The following is a 19,965-nucleotide window of genomic DNA, read 5'->3' on the forward strand; positions in this document are numbered from 1 at the left end:
ATGCTAATTGCTTTACCTGTTGAGTCAAATTCAACAACACCAAAACGCTCAGGATCATTGACATAATAGCCAAACACTGTAGCACCAGAAGTCTGTGCCGATGCACGTTTAAGCTGCTGGCTAAAACTTTGACCATAGAAAATATTGTCGCCTAAAATCAGACAGACATTATCCTGACCAATAAACTCTTCACCCAAAATAAAAGCTTGTGCCAGACCATCTGGTGACGGTTGAACCTTATAAGACAACTTAATGCCGAGTTCTTCGCCTGTACCCAGTAATTTTTCAAAATTTGGCAAATCTTCTGGTGTTGAAATAATCAAAATTTCAGAGATACCTGCCAGCATCAGCACAGATAACGGATAATAAATCATCGGTTTATCGTAAATTGGCAACAGCTGCTTTGATGTCCCCATCGTAATTGGGTATAAACGGGTCCCCGAACCACCCGCAAGAATAATGCCTTTACGTTTTATTTGGCTCATACGATGATTTCTCCTAAGACTTGTTCCACACCTTGCTGCCAATACGGCAAATGCAGATGAAATTGTTGTTGTAATTTTTGGGTATTTAAACGTGAGTTTAAAGGACGTTTTGCTGGTGTTGGGTAAGCTGTGGTTACAATCGGATGTACCTGTTGCAACTTCAAAACCAAACCTTTGTATCGAGCAACATCAAATATATATTGTGCATATTCGTACCAAGACGTTTCACCCGAAGCCGCAAGATGATAATGCCCACACAGTTGTTGCTGTTGTTCGGCTGCGTGTAAACTGTAATAGCGAATTGCCTGTGCAGTCACATCAGCAATTAAAGCTGCACCTGTAGGTGCACCAATCTGATCAGCAATAATGCTGAGTTCTTCTTTAGCTTGCGCTAAACGCAGCATGGTTTTGATAAAGTTCTGACCATGCGTGCCGTAGACCCAAGAAGTACGAAAATTGATAAACTTTACCGCACTTTGCTCAAGTGCCACTTCACCTGCACGCTTGCTTTGACCATAGACATTTTGTGGTGCAGTTACGTCTTGCTCTTGCCATGTTTGTGTACCTTGACCAGAGAATACATAATCAGTGGAATAATGAACTAACAAAGCGTTCACTGCTTGGCACTTTTCAGCCAAGTGTTTGACTGCTAAATGATTAATCAGGTCAGCTTGTTTAGGTTCTGATTCAGCTTTATCGACAGCCGTATATGCCGTTGCATTCACAACGACATCTGGTTGAACTTGCTGAATAAGTTGAGTGATGGCTTCAAGATTCGCAATATCACCACACAAGCCTTGTGCATTGGTATGGCGATCTAAGGCAATCACCTCACCTAAAGGCTGCAAAGCACGTTGTAGCTCCCAGCCCACCTGACCATTTTTACCCAATAAAAGAATTTTCATTCGTCATTCCTTACTGAGCTGATTCAGTATGATACTGCTGTGTTAACCAGTTTTTATATTCACCACTTTGTACGTGTGCCACCCATTCCTGATTGTTCAGATACCACTCAACCGTTTTACGTAGCCCTGTTTCGAAACTTTCTTGTGGTACCCAACCTAAGTCTTTTTGAATCTTGCTAGCATCAATCGCATAACGTAAGTCATGCCCAGGACGATCAGTCACATAAGTAATTAGGTCTTGATACTGAGACACACCTTCAGGTTTATTCGGTGCAAGCTCTTCTAGAAGCTGACAAACGGCTTTCACCACATCAATATTCTTTTGTTCGTTATGCCCACCAATGTTATAGGTTTCACCGACTTGCGCCTGAGTCACAACTTGATAGAGCGCACGTGCATGATCTTCTACATAGAGCCAGTCACGAATCTGCTGACCATTGCCATAAACAGGCAACGCACGACCATTCAAGGCATTTAAAATAATGAGAGGAATCAGTTTTTCAGGAAAATGATATGGACCATAGTTATTGGAACAGTTAGTAATCAGTACAGGTAAACCATAAGTACGATGCCACGCACGCACTAAGTGATCTGAACTGGCTTTACTCGCTGAATAAGGTGAACTTGGAGCATATGGTGTCGTTTCATGAAATAAATCATCAGTACCTTCTAAGTCACCATATACTTCATCAGTAGAAATATGATGAAAGCGGAAAGCCTGCTTTTTCTCAGAAACCAAGCCGTTCCAATATTGGCGAGCGGCTTCAAGTAGCTGATATGTTCCTAAAATATTGGTTTCAATAAATGCGGCTGAGCCTGTAATTGAACGGTCTACGTGTGACTCGGCTGCCAAATGCATCACTGCATCAGGCTGAAAATCTGAAAATAGTTGATCTAGCGCAGCACGGTCACAAATATCGGTTTGTGAAAATTGATAGCGAGGACTTTGTGCAATACTAGATAAGGATTCTAGATTTCCCGCATACGTCAATTTATCGACATTTAAAACTTCATCTTGTGTATTTTGAATAATATGGCGAATCACAGCCGAGCCAATAAAGCCCGCTCCACCTGTAACTAAAATTTTCATCTTAAAATCGGAATACTAAAAATTCTGCTTAGTATAACCAATTCTCGATACACAACAGTTAAGAAATCACGGAGGATTCTCACTTAACTGTTAGCAAATAGTTGTTTATGTAATTGTTGTGCCAACAGTTCACTTGGCTCAACAGTCAAGGTCTGCTGTTGCTCGGCTTTAAATGTACTATTGAGCTGTGCGATGGAAATGACTTGCAAAATCTCTTGCTGACTCAAGCGCTCAAGTACATTGTGAAATTTTTCGTCGGGTTGCCAATGCTCAGGCAAATAAGCAACTACAGGACGCATGGCAGAAACACTTTCCATGAGCATAGACATAGAATCTGCACTACAAAATACGCGTGTCGAAACTGCCAAAAACTGATGCAAAACTGCACGTGGCTGTTCTGCCCACCACACTATATCTGCAATACATTCAAAATTTAAGTACTGCTGCAGAATTTTTTCAGCCTGTTTCCCTGTACGGCGTGAAGTGCTGAGCAACCATTTAATCCTATGCTGACGTGCCAGCAGGTTCATCTGTTTTGCCAGTTGAATCCAATCCTGCTCCTGATACTGTGCTCCCGCGCCATCTCCACCGATCAGCATGGTCCACACTTGCTGCTCGACATGTGGATGCTCGGAGTACCATTGCTTGCCATGCTGTTGCAAGGTTGCCTGACTTAAAGGCATCGGCGACACAGGTAAGCTAATAAATGGTTTTGGCAAATCTGGTTCGAGCACCAAAATTGCATCAAACAATTCAGCTTTGAGTTGACGCAGTGAACCACAAAAAATATTTTTTGCACCAAATGCCTTGGACAACCACACAATCGCATAGGCACTATTTCCACCTGCACCGACCACAATATCTGGGCGTGCATTTGGCAGCGCATCTCCCTGATAAAACTGATCAATTTTTTCTGCTTTAGGAATTTTATAGTTAAGTAACCAGGTTAAAGGTCTGCGATAAAACTTATGCTTTAAAGTCAGTTCAATCCAATGCACCTCTAATTCAAAATCACGTTCCAGAGCAAACAACACCCCTTTAGACTGATTAAAATGCCCTGGCACACCATCGCTGACCACCCATACTGTTTTTTTACTTTTCGGTTGGTTATGCATGACTCAGTTCCTGATAAACCTGTAGGGTATTGTGTAGCACAGCTTCTAGCGTTAGCTGTTGCTGGGCAGATTGATAAATCGGTTCTGAACGCTCAGTCAGCTGCTCAAAATGCTGCACATGTTGTTGAATTAAATCATGTAAAGCAGTGACGTCATCCGCAGGGCACATCAGTTCAGGTGGCAAAATTTCTGCAACCATACCAACATCCGTTGAAATCACAGGGCAATGCACCAAAAGCGCTTCAGCCAGCGTATAAGGGCCACCTTCATTACGCGATGAGATCACCAAAAAATCCGCCTGCTGCATCAGTGTAGTAATATCATTGCGATGCCCAAGCAATTCAATACGATCTGTTAGAGCATGCTGCTGAATTTTCTCTTGTAGTAAACCGCGATCTGGCCCATCTCCCACAATCCAGAGCTTGGCATCAATGCCTTGCCATGCTTCAACCAGTAAATCAAAACCTTTGGCAGGCACGAGGCGCGCAACCGCAATCGCTTGTAAAAGTTGATGTGGCTGTTTTTGTGCTGCCTGAAGTACAGGTGGCTGAATCCCATTTAAGACTACACGCACACGGTCTTGCTGACTAAACTGATTGGCGACCCGTCGACTCACTGCAATAATTCGATCATATTTTTCAAATGCCTGAACATTACGTTTTAGGTTATGCAGTGTCGCCACACTTGGAATTTTCAGCCATTTCAGCATGGGTGCAATCATGGATACGGCTTTGTTGGCTTGCACATGCAGGACATCGGCATGCGTGGCTTTAATGGTCTGATACAACTGCCACAGCAAAATCGGGTTTTTACGGCTCTTGCTTAAATCCAAGGCTTTAAATTCAACACCACTGACTCGCTCAGCATACTTTTCATGCGCGATGAGTGTCACCTTTTGCCCCGCCTGTGCCAAACCATTTGCCAGTTCAACCACATGCTTTTCCAAACCGCCTTCTTCGTCCCCCGCCATGACCATACAAATATGCATTGTTATTCTCTCTTATAACCCGCGCTGACCCAGTTTCAAGCGACATTTCACTGCAAATAGCGAATCTTTACCACTCATCTTGATGCGCTGTAACTGCATAAAGTCAGGCTGTGCAGTATCAATACCCTCTTTGGTGGTCACGGCATTGCAATAACCGACCTGTTTGGCCAGTTCAACGTCACGCTGACTATAAATTCCAAAAGGATAGGCAAAACTGGTCACAGGTTGCTCAATCATCTGCTCAAGCTGTTGCTTGGATTCCGCCAACTCCTGCAAACACTCTTCATCTGTCAACTTGTCCAAATTGGCATGGGTCATGGTATGTGAACCTATTTCTACCAAACCACTCTTTGCCAAAAATCGGACTTGTTCATCACTCAGTTTGGGCTCACGTGCCAGTTCGCCACTATTGTGATGGGCTTTTTTATAAGTCGACCAGTCACGATCATGACGGTCAACCACCACATAAATCGTGGCTTTGGCCTGATATTTTTCTAAAACAGGATAGGCATTTTCCAAGTTATCCAGATAACCGTCATCAAAAGTAATCGCCACAGTTTTTTCAGGATGCTTGCCCCAGTTTTGCTGAAGTTCCTGCATGGTCACAAAGTGAAAACCTTGCGCTTTCATCCACGCCACTTGCTTGTCAAATTCGGCAGGGGTCACACGCAGCTTATTGAATTTTGCGCCATCAATATGCTCACGCACCATGTGATACATCAAGACACGAGGACGTTTCCAGTCTATTGCAGGTTTCCACCACGCATATTTATAACTAAATGCCATCACCGCAAGCAGCACAATCAGAGCCAAATAAATCACATGGTTAACCTAACAAGATTGAAGTAAATATGTTGCCACACGCTCTGCTTCTTTAAAAGCGCTTGCCGCAGGCAGTTGTTCTAAATTGGTTGTCGAGGAGACAAATTGTTTTTGTAATAACCCATCAACGGCTTGCGTAATACGGTCTTGCTTGAGCCGATCAATCTCAATCAGCCCGACACGGCAACCTGCGGTCAGGGCTTCAAACAGCATCGATACACTATCTTCAGTCACCCAAACCGCTTCGGCTTTTTGCATTTCTTCAAAAATCCAGCCTTGTGGTGTCTGTTCCACAGGGAAAATCTGTAGTTGAGCCGCATAAGACTGCTGTTGTAATTGAGTTAGAAAGTCACTCGAAGTACGGCGTGATGTGGTTAAAATAATCGTTGCTTGTGGCTGCTGCTCGGTAATGCCCTGAATTGCTGTCAGCACTTTTTCAGCATTCCAGCCATGACGTTTGGATGAGCCACCCAATGCAATCAAGATTCGGTTGGCTTGATGACGTTGCTGATTCACGATCGGATTGAGCGCACCTTGGGTCACGATGACTTTGTCCGATGCAGGCACAGCATCATGCTCGGGAATCACAGCATAATCAAAGCATCCCAATGGCAAACTTGGCTTCATCAAAATCACGGTTTTGGCATGTGGGTAAACTTCCCCCATGAGCCACACACGCAAATGGGTATGACTCCCGACACCAAAAATAAAGGTCGGTGTTTGCTCAACCTGCGCACACTGCCGAGAAAAAATAGCACCCATCAAACTCAAAATCGGTAAATCAGCAATCGAGATTTCCTGAAAAGAGCTGTTCGCATGTTGGCGCTGCATCGCCTGATACAATCCCAAGGCTTGAGAACGATGCCCTGCCTTACCATCACTGATATACACCACATGCATACTGATTTTTCCACTCACATAAAAAAAGCGAAACCGAAGTTTCGCCCTTATCTTAACTGATTCGACTTATTTTACGTAAGTTAACCAGTGTTCGTATTTTGGATTTTTACCCTGAACGGCATCAAAGTAAGTCTGTTGAATCAACGTGGTGATTGGGCCACGGCAACCTTCACCAATTTGACGGTCATCGTATTCACGAATCGGGGTGACTTCCGCAGCAGTACCTGTAAAGAATGCTTCATCAGCGATGTAGAATTCATCACGGGTAATACGACGTTCAATCACTTCAATACCCAAATCTTTGGCAATGGTAATAATCGTTTGACGGGTAATACCATCAAGCGCACCACCTGCAATGTCAGGAGTATGCAATTGACCATCTTTCACCAAGAACACGTTTTCGCCAGAACCTTGGCAAACGTAACCTTGTGGATCCATCAACATTGCTTCGTCGTAGCCTGAATGAGCTACTTCCTGATGCGCAAGAATAGATAAAGTATAGTTACCAGATGCTTTTGCTTTACACATGGTCACGTTTGGATGGTGGTGCGTAAATGAAGACGTTTTTACGCGAATACCTTTCGCCATCGCTTCTTCACCAAGGTATGCACCCCAGCCCCATGCTGCAACTGCGGCATGAATGGTATTGTCAGTTGCGGCAATACCCAATTTTTCTGAACCAATCCAGATAAGCGGACGCAAATAGCAAGAAGCCAATTTATTTTCACGTACTACATCGATTTGCGCTTGCTCTAACGTTGCCTGATCAAATGGAACTTTCATTTGATAAATTTTTGCAGAGTTAAGCAAACGTTTGGTGTGTTCTTTTAAACGGAAAATTGCAGTTCCTTTTGGTGTTTCATAGGCACGGACACCCTCAAACACGCCCATACTGTAGTGTAATGTATGGGTTAAGACGTGAATTTTTGCATCACGCCAATCTACTAATTTTCCATCTTGCCAAATAAAACCATCACGATCAGCCAAATTCACGGCACACACTCCAAATTTTCACATCATTATTCACTGTCCAAGGCTTGTGCGCTTGGATCAATTAATCTCTGCCATAACTTGCAAACGATCTCGCGGGTGTCGCGCCATTGTGCAGCTTGAACTTGCATGTTTTTGTTTGCAAGTGCTAGACGGTGGCTCTCGGCTCGTTCACTGAGATAAGCTTGAATCAAAGCCTGCGCATCTTGGCTGGGTAAGCAATCTAACCGCGCAGCATCTTCAAGGATTCGGACATTGTCAGAGAAATGGGCGAGATCGGGCTTCGTCCCACTCCATGCCAACACCATATACTGTGCCATAAATTCAATGTCAACGATACCACCTGCATCCTGTTTTAAATGAAAAATCCCATCTTTTTTTTGCTCTTTGCTTGAGCCTAAATGGTCTTTCATTTTCTGGCGCATTTTTAAGACTTCGGTCTGAACTTCACCTTCATCGCGTTTTTGCGTCAGAATTTCACAGCGAAGCTGCTCAAATTGCTGTCTTAAACCCAAATCCCCCGCTATTGAACGGGCGCGAACCAGTGCCTGATGTTCCCAAAGCCATGCACTTTTCATTTGATATTGCTCATACGCTTTCAGGCTGGTCACCAATACCCCAGCTTCACCCGAAGGACGCAAGCGCGTATCGATTTCATAGGCACGACCATCAAGGGTTTGCGTGGTCATCAGCGACATAAATTTCTGCGCGACGCGCAAAGCAAACTCAAAACCGCTAATCGATTTACGCCCATCGGTATCAGCCTGTTCATCCAGATAATGAATAAATACCAAATCTAAATCTGAGCCATATCCAAGTTCAATGCCGCCAAGTTTGCCATACCCAATCACAATAAAGCCTTTTTGATCGATTGAGCAGCGCTGTCCATCTTGCGTGACAGGATAGCCATGCTTTTGTGCCACAATTTCATATGCCAGATGCAAAGTTGCTTCCACACAAACTTCGGCAATATCGGTCAGGGCATCGGAGACTTTCATGAGTGGACTTTCGGCAAGTACATCACTGGCTGCAACGGCCAATACATGGCTTTTCTTAAACAAACGTAACACACGCATCAGGTCTTCCACCTGATCCAACTCGATACGCAACAACTGATAACGCATGGATGCTTCCAAATCGGCACGGCGTGGCAGTTCAAAATCCATCGACAAAAACTCATCGAGGAGTACTGGATAATGCGTCAGTTCCTCACAAATCCACGGGCTGACTTCTGCCATTTTGACCAAACGCTGCAACGCCCCTTTGTTTTCAATCAGCATCACCAAATACACAGTACGGCGCATCACCGATTCAATCAGCGGCATCAGGCGCAGCAACGCGACTTGTGGCTGCTCAGCTTGTAAAATTGCAGCAATCAGCGGTGGCCAAAACGCTTTTAAACGTTCAACCGCTTTGGCAGGCAATTTTTTAATGGCATGCCCGTGCCAGAACTCATGAATCAGGTTTTGTGCATCATCATCCAGAACAGCAAATAACCGTTGCTCCAGTTCCGTACTATCAGCATCATGCTGGTCAAATTCATTTTCGCGAATTAGGTTTTTAAACTGCAAACTGACCTTGTCACGTTTTGGGTTCAGTACATCTAGAAACTCATCCCATGTCGCATAGCCCAAAGTTTCGACCATACGCTGACGCAGTGCAGGCTCAACAGGCAGAGCTTGGGTTTGTTGATCATTGAGTGCCTGAATCGCATGTTCCACACGGCGCAAAAACAAATACGCATCTTCAAGGTCACTGACAACGTGCGGCTCAAGCAAACCCACTGCACCAATATGCTCAAGGCTAGTCAAACAGGTACGGTCTTGCAGTTCCAGTTTCGAGCCACCGTGAATCAACTGAAATACCTGTACGATAAATTCAATTTCACGAATCCCGCCCGCACCCAGCTTGATGTCATCATGAATATTGCGGCGTGCCACCTCACGTTCAATCATCTGTTTCATTTCACGCATGGCTTCAAAGGCGCTGTAGTCGACATAACGACGGAACACAAAAGGACGGGTCATTTCCATCAGACTATCGCCTTTTTCTCCCGTAATCACTCGCGCCTTAATCCACGCATAGCGTTCCCACTCCCGCCCGTGCTGAATCAGGTATTTTTCTAAGGCGACATGGCTAATCGCGAGCGCCGAACCATCTCCCCACGGACGCAGGCGCATATCTACCCGAAACACAAAACCTTCTGCGGTCATATGATCCAGCAGATAAATCAGTTTTTGCCCCCATAGAATGCAGAACTGCTGTACTTCTATACATTTTCGCCCGTTGGTTTCACCTTGCTCATCGAAGGCAAAAATCAGGTCAATATCACTGGATAAATTCAGTTCTTGCGCACCGAGTTTCCCCATGCCGATCACGATCAGATCTTGCACCTGACCGTCATAACCCATCGGTTCGCCATATTTGGCCAACAAGGCAGGCAGAGCAAAGGCTTTGGCAGCACAAATACAGGCATCAGCAAAATCGGAAAGTTCACGAGTGAGTTGTGGTACGGTGGTCTGTTGGTTAGCGTCCTGCCAAATCCAGCGAAACATCAGGCGGGCACGTAAAATTCTTAACTGGCGCATCCACTGAATTTCATCCTCGATACCTGCAAGCGTTTGCTCAACATAAGCAAAAATTTCTGCACTAGATAATGTCTGATGAAAAGGATGATCTTGGTCATCTTGCTGTAATTGCTCAGCATACTGTGCCAAGACTTGTTCTGCGTACTGACTGGCGTGAAGTGTTTTTTGTAATTGATCGTGGTTCATGATCAGCGTATTTCCCCTATAGCTAAGCGTAGTTATAGCAGGAGAAATAAAATTTTGGAAAATAAAAGTGAGCTTTTAGTGCGCAGCTAACTGATCCTGATGTAATGCCAATGCACTATGTTCATCTTGGGCTTTCGGCAAAATCACAGTAAAAGTTGTGCCCTGACCCTCTTTGGAAGTTACCCGAATTTCGCCATGGTTTAAGTCAACAAAGCGTTTACACAACACCAGACCTAAGCCCGTCCCACGCTCACCTGCTGTACCTTTTAGCGAGGTTTTAATGCGCGGCTCAAATACATGCTGTACTTGCTGCTCAGTCATGCCCAAACCTGTATCGGTTACAGACAGCTGAACCTGATCGCCATAGGCACAAGCGTTAATCGTGACTTGGCCCGTGCCATCAACAGGTGTAAATTTCAAAGCATTTGAAGTTAAATTCTGTAGCACCGAGGTCAACATGTTAATGTCAGCAAACACCCGAATATCATCAGGAACCTGATCCACCAAGCGAATTGTCTTTTTCAAAGCAAGGCTGCTCAGCACATCCATGACAATATGACTGCACTGTTTGAGTTTAAAATTAATTGGATGATAAACAAAATGCCCACCCTCGGCCATCGCCCAGTCGAGGAGGTTTTCGAGCAGGTTGTAAGTGGATTTGGCCGTGTCATTCAAATAACTGGCAATATTTTGAATACTGGCATGATCCAGAGTATCAAGTTCTTCAGCTAAAACATCGGAAAAGCCCAGTAAGCCATGAAATGGCGCACGCAAATCATGGGCAATAATTTGAAAAAACTTAGTACGGCTATAATTCAGTGCTGAAAGCTGCTCATAGGCTTCTTTAAGTTCGGTGTGTTCAAATTTCAGCTCGATATAACCCAGCATAGCTTCCAATAACACTTCAATCTGCTCAATATCCTCAGAATGAAATTCATCTGCTGCCTGATCAAAAAACACCAGTTGACCAATACTGTTTTTATTCACCACCAGATTTAATGCAAGTAACCGCTGATGGTCAAGAAAATGATGTTTCAAGTGTTCTGAAAATTTTGAATAGTTTGGATGCTTTGGGGAAATTACAACAGCATCTTTGGTATAGCAGGCTTGCAGTTGAGCTGCCAATTCAGGATTTTCCGGGTAAGCTTGAAAGCCCTGTTTCGTGACAAACCAAGTATAAGGTTCATGATGAAATGACCAAGCGGCAAATTCTACATTGAGTAAACGGCGCGCCATTTTCAAAAAAATGTCGATCTGATTGCGCGGGCTAGTAACCCCCAACAATAAGGACAGCTTGCAATCACTCATTTGATCGGCTTGGTTGAGTTCTAACAATTTTGGCTGCATGCCTCGCCTCACATCTCCATCCATACTGGCATTGTTTTCAAATATTACCCTAATGAAAACCCCATTCCCAATTAACAAAATAACACACTAAAGTCATTTTTCTAAAACAAACATCAAATCATTCTATTTTTTTTGTAACCAATACCTTCCGATCATAGCTATATAAATCATAAGGTTTTTTACTTTTTTTCAAGATAATCTACACTTAATTTTTTTGCCAACCAGATCACACATTTTAGAGTTTGAAAAGAAAGTCAATTGCAAATTATTGTGATGAAAATTTTAAATACATTTCACTCAAAAATTCCATAAAATCCGTATGTATAAAAAAACGTAAACGTCGATTTTGGTCAACGATAAGCCTGTCAGATTAAGAAAACATGACATAAAATTGAATCAACACTTTTCTGCTAATCCATGTAAATTCTCAATAAATATATCGGCTACCAAAGTCACTCCCCCTGATGATCAGACAGGTTCTCTTTAGCATAAAAAACTGAGCAAGGAACGCATTTAGCTGTTCTTTAACGATTAGTAGATCCAAGTTTAGAAACCGCAAAGCTTAACGTGCTTCACTCTAATATTTTTAGGCATCAAAAATCCGCTCTAGGTATTTTTTTGATGAGCAAAACATGAATTTAGAAGCACAAAGCTAATTGACGATTAAAGATTTTTTTTATTGAGAATAATATAAATTCATATTTTTTATAAACAAAAAAACCGAAGCGTTTGGCTTCGGTTTTTTAAATCTTGGTACCAGATTTATGGTCCCGAGGGTCGGACTCGAACCGACACGTTCTCTCGAACAGTGGATTTTGAGTCCACCGCGTCTACCAATTTCACCACCTCGGGATTAAGTATGGCTGGTTTGTGCTGTGTATATTATCCTATTTTTAAAATGTGTCAACGCCATTTCTACACCATTGCTCACTTTTAAAACAAACAATTGATGCTTTGGTGTTTTTTTCATCAGAATCGACCATAAAACGAAAAAAGCTTATACTAGCTGCAATCTTTTTCCCAGATTTTGGCTATGCAACTCTCTGACTTTAACTTTGAACTCCCAGATCATCTGATTGCACGTTACCCACTTCAGTCACGTACTTCATCACGTTTATTGCATTTACATGCCGATGGAAAATATCAAGATCACTGCTTTACCGATATTTTAGAACTGTTCAATCCTGGCGATTTAATGATTCTAAATGACACCAAAGTCATGAAAGCCCGCCTGAAAGGCAAACGCGCTACTGGCGGAGCGGTTGAGGTGTTGGTTGAGCGCATGCAAGATCAATTTATTGCGCACTGCCACATTAAAGCCAGCAACTCACCCAAAGCTGGTGCGGAGCTGTTTATCGGTGCAGATGAAGTCAAAGTGACGGTTCAAGGACGTCATGAAAACTTATTTATTGTGGAATTTTCTCAGCCGATCCTCGCGGTACTAGATCGTTATGGTCAGTTACCAATTCCGCCGTACTTTAACCGTGAAGCCGAGGCAATTGATACTGAGCGTTATCAAACCGTGTTTCATGACCCCAATAAACTCGCCAGTGTTGCTGCACCCACTGCAAGCCTGCACTTTGATCAACAACTTTTGGTTGAGCTAGAACAAAAAGGGATACAAAAAAGTTTCGTAACCCTACATGTTGGTGCAGGTACATTCCTGCCTGTACGTACTGACAATATCGAAAACCATATTATGCACAGTGAATGGTGTGATGTACCTCAGCACACCGTTGATCTGATTCGTGAAACACAAGCTCGTGGCAATAAAGTCATTGCGGTGGGAACCACTGCAACCCGCGCCCTTGAAAGTGCGGCTCAAGCCCATGGTGGAAAAATTGGCGCGTGGACAGGTGATACACAAATCTTTATTTATCCTGGGTATGAGTTCTGTGTAGTGGATCGTTTAATTACGAACTTCCACTTACCTGAGTCAACGTTACTGATGTTAGTTTCAGCACTCTCGAATCAAGAGAATATTTTAAATGCCTACCGACATGCGGTGAAACAGCAATACCGCTTCTTTAGTTATGGCGATGCCATGCTGATTGACCGTGCATAACGCTGCTATTAAGCGAGACTAAAAGGCTACTTCTAAGTAGTCTTTTTTATAGATTACAAAAACATAAAGAATGGTTAAAATAGCGCTGTTCAATTTGAGTTGTATCACCATGCCAATGGATGCCCTCCAGCAAATCCTGCATATTCAGCGCAAGAAAAATCAGCAAGTCATGCGTAATGTGGCGCGCCTGTGGGATATTGGACAGAAAGCTCAAACGCCTGATGAACTGCTGGATGCATTACATCCTTGGGGTGAAGATCGCGATTTACACTTTTATAATGTTCTGCCCAAGTTTTTAATCATCATCAGTGTTGTCACTTTAGTCCTTGGTGGCTTGCTACATCAGCATTTTCCATTTTTCTTTACGCTTATGATCAGCGCTGCAATCGGTTTTTGGGCTTATCTCATTCATGAAAGCCAAAAACCGATTGATGAAGTGATTCAGTTTTTACGTGAACGCATGCTCAGCCTGCGTTACGATTTACACTTTCAAAAACTCCCTGACAACTTTACTGATCCAAGCAGAACCTTTTCAGTACTGGCACAGCTCAAAGCCCTGTTTCCACTATTTTCCAAAGGAACAGAAGTTAATCGACTGGATTACTTTGCCTCAACTACATGGCGACATGAAGGGCAAGACTACCCTGTGATTATTTTTCAATATGATTATATCGTTGAGGTTGCGACCACGAATCAACGCGGCGAACGTAATGTGATTCGAAAAATCAACAAACGCCAATGGGGTGCGTTTATATTTGATGCACCTGTGCTGGGGGTAGCGATTAGCAATACGGGCAATGATTTTTTCCCGCCTTATATCCAAGAATGGGAAACCAGCGATATTCAGACCAACCGAAAACTGGATATTTATGGCTGCGATGCACATGAGACCGCCAAACATATCACTCCAAGTTTCACATTAAAACTGTATGATTTTTTTGAAAAATTTACAGGCGATTTGCTGTTTCACCCACGTGAAAGTATTGTATGTTATTTAGGGGAACAAGACTTGTTTCGACTACAGAGCAAACAGGTCGAGATTCAAGAGATTTCTCATCTACGCGGGCATCTAAGAACGCTGGGCATGCTGGAATACGATTTATTCAAAGAGCATATGCTCAAACTATTATCATAATTTTTATAGGATTTTATTCATGTTTGGCCTTATTGTCTTTTTTGGTTTTTTTATTCTACTGATCGTTTGGGGAGTCATGATCTGCAATAATATTGTGCGTTATCTGAATGCAACACAACGTTCATGGGCAGAAGTGGCGAACTTTGAACTACAGAAAGTCAAAACACTCGATCATCTTGAGAAAACCCTTACCCAATATACTCATTTTGAAAAAAGCACGCTGGAAAAAGTGACTGAACTACGCCAACAGATCATGAATTTGAATCTGCATCACACTGACACCTCACATTTACAGCATATTGAACAACTCAACCAAGAGTTGATCCGCAATCTCAACCTTGTGGTTGAAAATTACCCCGAACTGAAAGCTGATAGCCTGTACAGTCAAATGATGCAGGAGATTCAGGAACAAAATGAAAATGTTAGCGCGGCAATCAGTATTTTTAACCGTAATGTGGAAGCCTTCAACAACCAGATTGAAGTCTTCCCGAATAATATGATTAATACAATGACTTTGTCTAAAAAACCAATTCGCCCGTTTCGTGATCCAATTATGAATCAGTCATATAGCTACCGTCCCAACTTTTAACATCGGCACGACGAGACGATCTGGTGATCAGAGCGAATAATATCGAACCTGATTTCGACCTTGATCTTTGGCCAGATACAACAATTCATCGGCTGAACGGATAAAGCTTTCAACGGTGAGGTATTGCTGAGTTTTGCCATGGGTATTGACCCCGATACTGACCGTAATTTTAGGTTTTTGAGGTGCAGTTATCAGCGGCATTTCAATCCGACTGACCGCTTTTCTAAAATGTTCAGCCAACTGAATTGCTTCTTCCTGTGAGGTTTCTGGCAAAAGTACCACAAATTCCTCACCACCAAAGCGTGCTACAAAATCACAGGGTCGGCTAAACATTTGTTTTAATAGCTGAGCGACAGCAACCAAGCAATAATCACCCTGCAAGTGACCATGTTCATCATTGTATTTTTTAAAATGATCAATATCAATAAACAGAATCGAAAGTGGGCTCTGGTTGCACTGTGCCCGTTTAAATTCTTGCTCAAGTCGTTCTTTTAAGGCTTGCCGATTAGAAACTTGTGTTAAAGGATCTTGTAATAAAAGCTCCTGATTGCGCTTATTGAGTTGTTCGAGCTCTAGTTCAAGCCGTTTACGTTCTGAAATATCAAACATAAACCCAATCAAGGCTGTGGTTTTGTTATTTTCACGAAGTACATGCACGACATCACGAATCCAGACATAACCACCCTTTTGATTAAGCACCCGATAATCTGCTTCATGATCTGTTCCTTCATTACATAGGGTGATACACATGTTAAGTGTAGACTCCCGATCTTCAGGGTGCATGCGATCAATCCAGTCCTGTACTGTTTTCCAGGTGTTTGGCGACCAGCCTAAAATGCCTTCAATTTGTGGGCCAATATAGCTAAATTCTTTGGTTTCCCAGTCAATTTTCCAGGGAATCGCTTTGGTTGTCTCAACCAGTGCTTTATAAAATTGCCATTCTTTTTGTTCATTCATATAATCTTCATCCTGTAATTTTTATATAAGAACAATCTACAATTTTTAGAAGTGTATGCTTGTTGATTAAAATTTAATCAAAAAAATTGAATAAAAAACGCAACAAATCATTGCAGTCATAGAGTGCAAATCATTTACATTTTCAATCCTCATCCATGATGATTTTTCTTCATATTTTATGAGTGAATTTAACAGTTCCATACATCACAAAACTGGCGTTTATATACAGAATCAGGGAGAATAGCCCTCTTTTAGCTTGAACAATCAGCGAACTGTTTTTTCGCCTTGATTTGGATGTTATATGAAGTTTGAGAAGTTAACTCAATCGGGTCGCGCCCGTCGTGGTCGTTTGACCTTGGAACACGGTGTTGTTGAAACACCTGTGTTTATGCCTGTAGGCACTTACGGCACAGTCAAAGGCATGTTGCCGCGTGACATTGAAGAAATTCAAGCCCAAATTATTTTAGGCAACACCTTCCATTTATATTTGCGCCCAGGTCTAGAAGTGATTAAAGCCCACGGCGGCTTACATGACTTTATTAAATGGAATAAACCGATTCTGACTGACTCGGGCGGTTTTCAGGTGTTTAGTCTAGGCGCAATGCGCAAAATTAAAGAAGAAGGTGTGACCTTCCGCTCACCGATTGATGGTTCAAAAGTGTTTTTATCGCCTGAAATTTCGATGGAAATTCAGCATACTTTAAACTCCGACATTGTCATGATTTTTGATGAATGTACCCCTTACCCTGCCACACATGACGAAGCGCAAAAATCGCTTCAGTTGTCACTGCGCTGGGCGAAGCGTTGCAAAACCCATCATCATGATAAACTGAACAATAAAAATGCCTTGTTCGGGATCATTCAGGGTGGCATGTACGAAGACCTGCGCGATGAATCTTTAAACGGTCTTTTAGAGATTGATTTCGATGGTTATGCCATTGGTGGTCTATCTGTCGGTGAACCAAAAGAAGAAATGATTAAAGTACTGGATTATCTGCCAAACAAAATGCCAGCAGATAAACCACGTTACTTAATGGGTGTCGGTAAACCTGAAGATATCGTTGAGGCGGTGCGCCGTGGTGTCGACATGTTCGACTGCGTCATGCCAACCCGTAATGCACGCAATGGGCATTATTTTGTCACTGATGGTTTGGTCCGTATTCGTAACAGTAAATACCGTCATGACCAAAGCCCGCTTGACCCGCACTGTGACTGTTATACTTGTCAAAACTTTACCCGCGCTTATTTGTTCCATTTAGAAAAATGTGGAGAAATGCTGGCGTCAATGTTGGGCACGATTCATAACCTTCGTTATTACCAACGCTTGACTCAAGCGATGCGGGATGCACTCGATGCAGGTACTTTTGATGCCTTTGTCGAAGACTTCTACCAGCGTCGTGGTTTAGAAGTTCCAGCTTGCCCAGCCGACTAATTCGCAATATTTGCGCTAGAGAGCAAGACAAGGTAAATTGCTCAAATAAGTCAGTAAATTTTATTTTTATTAGGAAACACAAATGAGTCTGTTTATTTCTACAGCATATGCCGCAGAAGGCGCTGCACAACAACCAAGCATGATTGCCAATGTCGGTATGATCATCGTATTTGTTGCGATTTTCTACTTCTTGATCTGGCGTCCACAATCTAAACGTGCCAAAGAACACCGCACTCTGGTTGAAAGTCTAGGTGTAGGTAGCGAAGTGGTTTTTGCGGGTGGTTTGATGGGACGCATCCTCAAACTCGAAGGTGATTATGCTGTGGTTGAGCTAAGCCGTGGCAATGAAATCAAGATTCAACGTGCAAGTGTCGTTTCAGTATTACCAGAAGGCACTCTGAATAGTCTTTAATTTTCTCCTTAAGTCGTGCAATCGCACGGCTTTCTCATTTTAAGAAGATAGCAAATGCGTTACCCTGCATGGAAATATTTGCTGATTATCGTGGTTTTGATTATCAGTACATTATACGCACTGCCAAGCTTATACCCAGATGAACCAGCGGTTCAGATTTCAGGGGCGAAGGCTGGTACCAACATTGACCAGTCGGTCTTGCAAAAAGCAGAGCAAATTTTAAAAAGCCAAAATATTGCCAGTCATGACAACAGCTTTACCAACAATGCTGCCTTACTGCGTGTTTCAAATTCAGATGCCCAGTTAAAAGCCAAAGATGTGTTGCGTCAGGCACTTGGCGATCAATACGTTGTTGCATTAAACCTTGCACCGACCACACCAGTATGGTTACAAAAAATTGGCGCCAAGCCAATGAAACTAGGTCTGGACTTGCGTGGTGGGGTTCACTTCCTGCTTGAAGTGGACATGGACAAAGCGTTATCTCAACGTATGGAAACTTCGGCAACTGATTTACGCCGTCAACTTCATGATAACAAACTGAAATTTAATAACCTTGCAGTCAATGGCAACGTGATTAATATACAGTTTGCCAACAATGATGACCGCGATGCAGCCACTAGTTTCTTGCGCCGCAATAACCCAGATTACACCTTGCAAGCATTGGCAACAGATACAGGTTCAACGCTGAACTTGACCTATAGCGATGCGAAAAAACAAGAAATCCAGTCTTATGCAATCAACCAGAACTTAACCACGTTACGTAATCGTATCAATGAGTTAGGCGTAGCAGAAGCCGTTGTTCAGAGCCAAGGCAACAACCGTATTGTGGTGGAGCTGCCTGGTGTCCAGGATACTGCTGAAGCAAAACGTGTTTTAGGTCGTACTGCGAACTTGGAATTCCGTCTGGTGTCTGACCAGAATGACCAATATATTGACCCATATACAAGTAAATATAATGGTCAGCCATTACCTCCAGGCACAGAACTGTTTGCTTACCAGTCTTTAGACAGTGGTCGTCAGTTATTGCTTAACCGTAGCCGTATCCTCACTGGTGAACGTGTTCAAAATGCGACTTCTGGTTTGAGCCAAGACACAGGCGGTGCAGAGGTGAACATTACCCTCGACAGCGCAGGTGGTAAACTGATGTCGGATGCAACCCGCAGTGCTGTGGGTAAACGTATGGCAGTATTGTTTATTGAAAATAAACAAAAAATTGCTTACGTGAAAGATCCGAAAACAGGCGCACAAACTGAAGTTCGTACACCATATACCGAGTCTGTGGTCATTAACGCAGCGACAGTACAACAAGTTTTGGGTTCACAATTCCGTATTACGGGTTTAAGTTCACCACAGGAAGCTTCTGAGCTTGCCTTGATGCTACGTGCAGGTGCTTTGGCAGCGCCAATGTACTTTGTTGAAGAGCGTGTAGTCGGTCCAAGCCTTGGTCAAGAAAATATCGACAAAGGGATTCTATCGACTGAAGTCGGTTTTATTCTGGTTGCGATCTGGATGGTTGTGTTCTTCCGTGTCTTTGGTGTAATTGCCAACTTTGCACTGGTGATTAACATTGCCATGATTCTGACTGTCATGTCTTGGATTGGCGCATCGCTGTCACTTCCAGGTATTGCAGGTATTATCATCACCATTGGTATGGCGGTGGATGCCAACGTCTTGATCTGTGAGCGGATCCGAGAAGAAATCAAATGGGGAGCCTCGCCCAAACAAGCCATTGTGGCAGGTTATGAGCGTGCCTATAACACCATTTTCGACTCGAACTTGACCACATTTATTGTTGCGTTCATTTTGTTCGCCATCGGTTCTGGTCCAATCAAAAGTTTTGCGGTAACGCATATGATCGGTATTGTCTGCTCAATGTTTACCTCAATTACTGTGACTCGTGCCATTGTGCAATTAATTTATGGCAAAAGCCGTAACTTGAAAAAGTTGAGCATTTAAGGA

General features: G+C 43.1%; 17 protein-coding genes and 1 tRNA gene. 6 read left to right on the forward strand and 12 right to left on the reverse strand.

Annotated features, from left to right (window positions below):
• The 11 genes from P255_RS10865 to P255_RS10915 all read right to left on the reverse strand — a co-directional run.
• Positions 1–485, reverse strand: a 485-nt coding sequence (locus tag P255_RS10865) for a sugar nucleotidyltransferase (RefSeq protein WP_023274451.1), incomplete at its 3' end; no start/stop codon positions are given.
• On the reverse strand, positions 482–1,390 hold the full coding sequence (gene rfbD, locus P255_RS10870) for a dTDP-4-dehydrorhamnose reductase (protein ID WP_004902146.1): 909 nt from the start codon (positions 1,388–1,390) through the stop codon (positions 482–484). The genes rfbD and P255_RS10865, both read right to left, overlap by 4 nt.
• A 10-nt stretch (positions 1,391–1,400) precedes the next feature.
• Positions 1,401–2,480 (reverse strand): dTDP-glucose 4,6-dehydratase, encoded by a 1,080-nt coding sequence (rfbB, locus tag P255_RS10875; RefSeq protein ID WP_004902149.1) that lies wholly within the window; start codon positions 2,478–2,480, stop codon positions 1,401–1,403.
• Between the two features lie 83 nt (positions 2,481–2,563).
• Positions 2,564–3,595: an ELM1/GtrOC1 family putative glycosyltransferase gene (locus P255_RS10880; RefSeq protein WP_004902151.1), complete on the reverse strand. Its 1,032-nt coding sequence runs from the start codon at positions 3,593–3,595 to the stop codon at positions 2,564–2,566.
• A complete protein-coding gene (locus tag P255_RS10885) occupies positions 3,588–4,583 on the reverse strand; it encodes a glycosyltransferase (protein ID WP_004902154.1) in 996 nt (331 codons plus the stop codon). Before P255_RS10885 ends, P255_RS10880 begins: the two co-directional genes overlap by 8 nt.
• A 12-nt stretch (positions 4,584–4,595) precedes the next feature.
• Positions 4,596–5,369, reverse strand: a complete 774-nt coding sequence (locus P255_RS10890) for a polysaccharide deacetylase family protein (RefSeq protein ID WP_051353641.1) — start codon at positions 5,367–5,369, stop codon at positions 4,596–4,598.
• A 45-nt stretch (positions 5,370–5,414) separates the two neighbouring features.
• Positions 5,415–6,305 (reverse strand): ELM1/GtrOC1 family putative glycosyltransferase, encoded by an 891-nt coding sequence (locus tag P255_RS10895; protein ID WP_004902158.1) that lies wholly within the window; start codon positions 6,303–6,305, stop codon positions 5,415–5,417.
• A 66-nt stretch (positions 6,306–6,371) separates the two neighbouring features.
• Positions 6,372–7,298, reverse strand: coding sequence for a branched-chain amino acid transaminase (locus P255_RS10900; RefSeq protein WP_004749729.1), 927 nt, complete (start codon positions 7,296–7,298; stop codon positions 6,372–6,374).
• 26 nt (positions 7,299–7,324) lie between these two features.
• Positions 7,325–10,069: a bifunctional [glutamate--ammonia ligase]-adenylyl-L-tyrosine phosphorylase/[glutamate--ammonia-ligase] adenylyltransferase gene (glnE, locus tag P255_RS10905; protein WP_004902160.1), complete on the reverse strand. Its 2,745-nt coding sequence runs from the start codon at positions 10,067–10,069 to the stop codon at positions 7,325–7,327.
• Positions 10,070–10,144: 75 nt separating this feature from the next.
• On the reverse strand, positions 10,145–11,416 hold the full coding sequence (locus P255_RS10910; RefSeq protein ID WP_004902163.1) for a sensor histidine kinase: 1,272 nt from the start codon (positions 11,414–11,416) through the stop codon (positions 10,145–10,147).
• A 765-nt stretch (positions 11,417–12,181) separates the two neighbouring features.
• Positions 12,182–12,268, reverse strand: a tRNA-Leu gene (locus P255_RS10915).
• Between the two features lie 181 nt (positions 12,269–12,449).
• Here P255_RS10915 and queA point away from each other — a divergent pair.
• From queA to P255_RS10930, 3 genes are all read left to right on the forward strand, one after another.
• Positions 12,450–13,481: a tRNA preQ1(34) S-adenosylmethionine ribosyltransferase-isomerase QueA gene (gene queA, locus P255_RS10920; RefSeq protein ID WP_004902164.1), complete on the forward strand. Its 1,032-nt coding sequence runs from the start codon at positions 12,450–12,452 to the stop codon at positions 13,479–13,481.
• 109 nt (positions 13,482–13,590) lie between these two features.
• Entirely contained in the window at positions 13,591–14,616 is a 1,026-nt protein-coding gene (locus P255_RS10925; RefSeq protein ID WP_004902165.1) for a hypothetical protein, read from the forward strand.
• A gap of 19 nt (positions 14,617–14,635) precedes the next feature.
• Complete coding sequence (locus P255_RS10930; protein WP_004902167.1) at positions 14,636–15,205, forward strand: LemA family protein; 570 nt, start codon at positions 14,636–14,638, stop codon at positions 15,203–15,205.
• A 27-nt stretch (positions 15,206–15,232) separates the two neighbouring features.
• Here P255_RS10930 and P255_RS10935 read toward each other — a convergent pair whose 3' ends face one another.
• Positions 15,233–16,162, reverse strand: coding sequence for a sensor domain-containing diguanylate cyclase (locus tag P255_RS10935; protein ID WP_004902169.1), 930 nt, complete (start codon positions 16,160–16,162; stop codon positions 15,233–15,235).
• A gap of 301 nt (positions 16,163–16,463) precedes the next feature.
• On the opposite strand from P255_RS10935, the gene tgt reads away from it, so the two are divergent.
• From tgt to secD, 3 genes are all read left to right on the forward strand, one after another.
• Positions 16,464–17,594, forward strand: coding sequence for a tRNA guanosine(34) transglycosylase Tgt (tgt, locus tag P255_RS10940; RefSeq protein WP_004902172.1), 1,131 nt, complete (start codon positions 16,464–16,466; stop codon positions 17,592–17,594).
• 82 nt (positions 17,595–17,676) lie between these two features.
• The gene (yajC, locus tag P255_RS10945; protein WP_004902175.1) at positions 17,677–18,006 is read left to right on the forward strand and encodes a preprotein translocase subunit YajC; all 330 of its coding nucleotides are present in this window, start codon (positions 17,677–17,679) and stop codon (positions 18,004–18,006) included.
• Between the two features lie 54 nt (positions 18,007–18,060).
• On the forward strand, positions 18,061–19,962 hold the full coding sequence (secD, locus tag P255_RS10950; RefSeq protein ID WP_004902178.1) for a protein translocase subunit SecD: 1,902 nt from the start codon (positions 18,061–18,063) through the stop codon (positions 19,960–19,962).
• The last annotated feature ends 3 nt before the right edge of the window (positions 19,963–19,965 follow it).

Origin of the sequence: Acinetobacter brisouii CIP 110357 (assembly GCF_000488275.1) — a bacterium.
Classification (GTDB): Bacteria; Pseudomonadota; Gammaproteobacteria; order Pseudomonadales; family Moraxellaceae; genus Acinetobacter; species Acinetobacter brisouii.

What these genes read in the sequence shown, in the direction of transcription:
- P255_RS10935 (WP_004902169.1), bottom strand. Translation starts at nt 16,162, where the DNA reads ATGAATGAACAAAAAGAATGGCAATTTTATAAAGCACTGGTTGAGACA.
- P255_RS10890 (WP_051353641.1), bottom strand. Translation starts at nt 5,369, where the DNA reads ATGGCATTTAGTTATAAATATGCGTGGTGGAAACCTGCAATAGACTGG.
- rfbD (WP_004902146.1), bottom strand. Translation starts at nt 1,390, where the DNA reads ATGAAAATTCTTTTATTGGGTAAAAATGGTCAGGTGGGCTGGGAGCTA.
- P255_RS10910 (WP_004902163.1), bottom strand. Translation starts at nt 11,416, where the DNA reads ATGCAGCCAAAATTGTTAGAACTCAACCAAGCCGATCAAATGAGTGAT.
- yajC (WP_004902175.1), top strand. Translation starts at nt 17,677, where the DNA reads ATGAGTCTGTTTATTTCTACAGCATATGCCGCAGAAGGCGCTGCACAA.
- P255_RS10925 (WP_004902165.1), top strand. Translation starts at nt 13,591, where the DNA reads ATGCCAATGGATGCCCTCCAGCAAATCCTGCATATTCAGCGCAAGAAA.
- P255_RS10930 (WP_004902167.1), top strand. Translation starts at nt 14,636, where the DNA reads ATGTTTGGCCTTATTGTCTTTTTTGGTTTTTTTATTCTACTGATCGTT.
- rfbB (WP_004902149.1), bottom strand. Translation starts at nt 2,480, where the DNA reads ATGAAAATTTTAGTTACAGGTGGAGCGGGCTTTATTGGCTCGGCTGTG.
- tgt (WP_004902172.1), top strand. Translation starts at nt 16,464, where the DNA reads ATGAAGTTTGAGAAGTTAACTCAATCGGGTCGCGCCCGTCGTGGTCGT.
- P255_RS10880 (WP_004902151.1), bottom strand. Translation starts at nt 3,595, where the DNA reads ATGCATAACCAACCGAAAAGTAAAAAAACAGTATGGGTGGTCAGCGAT.
- secD (WP_004902178.1), top strand. Translation starts at nt 18,061, where the DNA reads ATGCGTTACCCTGCATGGAAATATTTGCTGATTATCGTGGTTTTGATT.
- P255_RS10895 (WP_004902158.1), bottom strand. Translation starts at nt 6,305, where the DNA reads ATGCATGTGGTGTATATCAGTGATGGTAAGGCAGGGCATCGTTCTCAA.
- queA (WP_004902164.1), top strand. Translation starts at nt 12,450, where the DNA reads ATGCAACTCTCTGACTTTAACTTTGAACTCCCAGATCATCTGATTGCA.
- glnE (WP_004902160.1), bottom strand. Translation starts at nt 10,069, where the DNA reads ATGAACCACGATCAATTACAAAAAACACTTCACGCCAGTCAGTACGCA.
- P255_RS10885 (WP_004902154.1), bottom strand. Translation starts at nt 4,583, where the DNA reads ATGCATATTTGTATGGTCATGGCGGGGGACGAAGAAGGCGGTTTGGAA.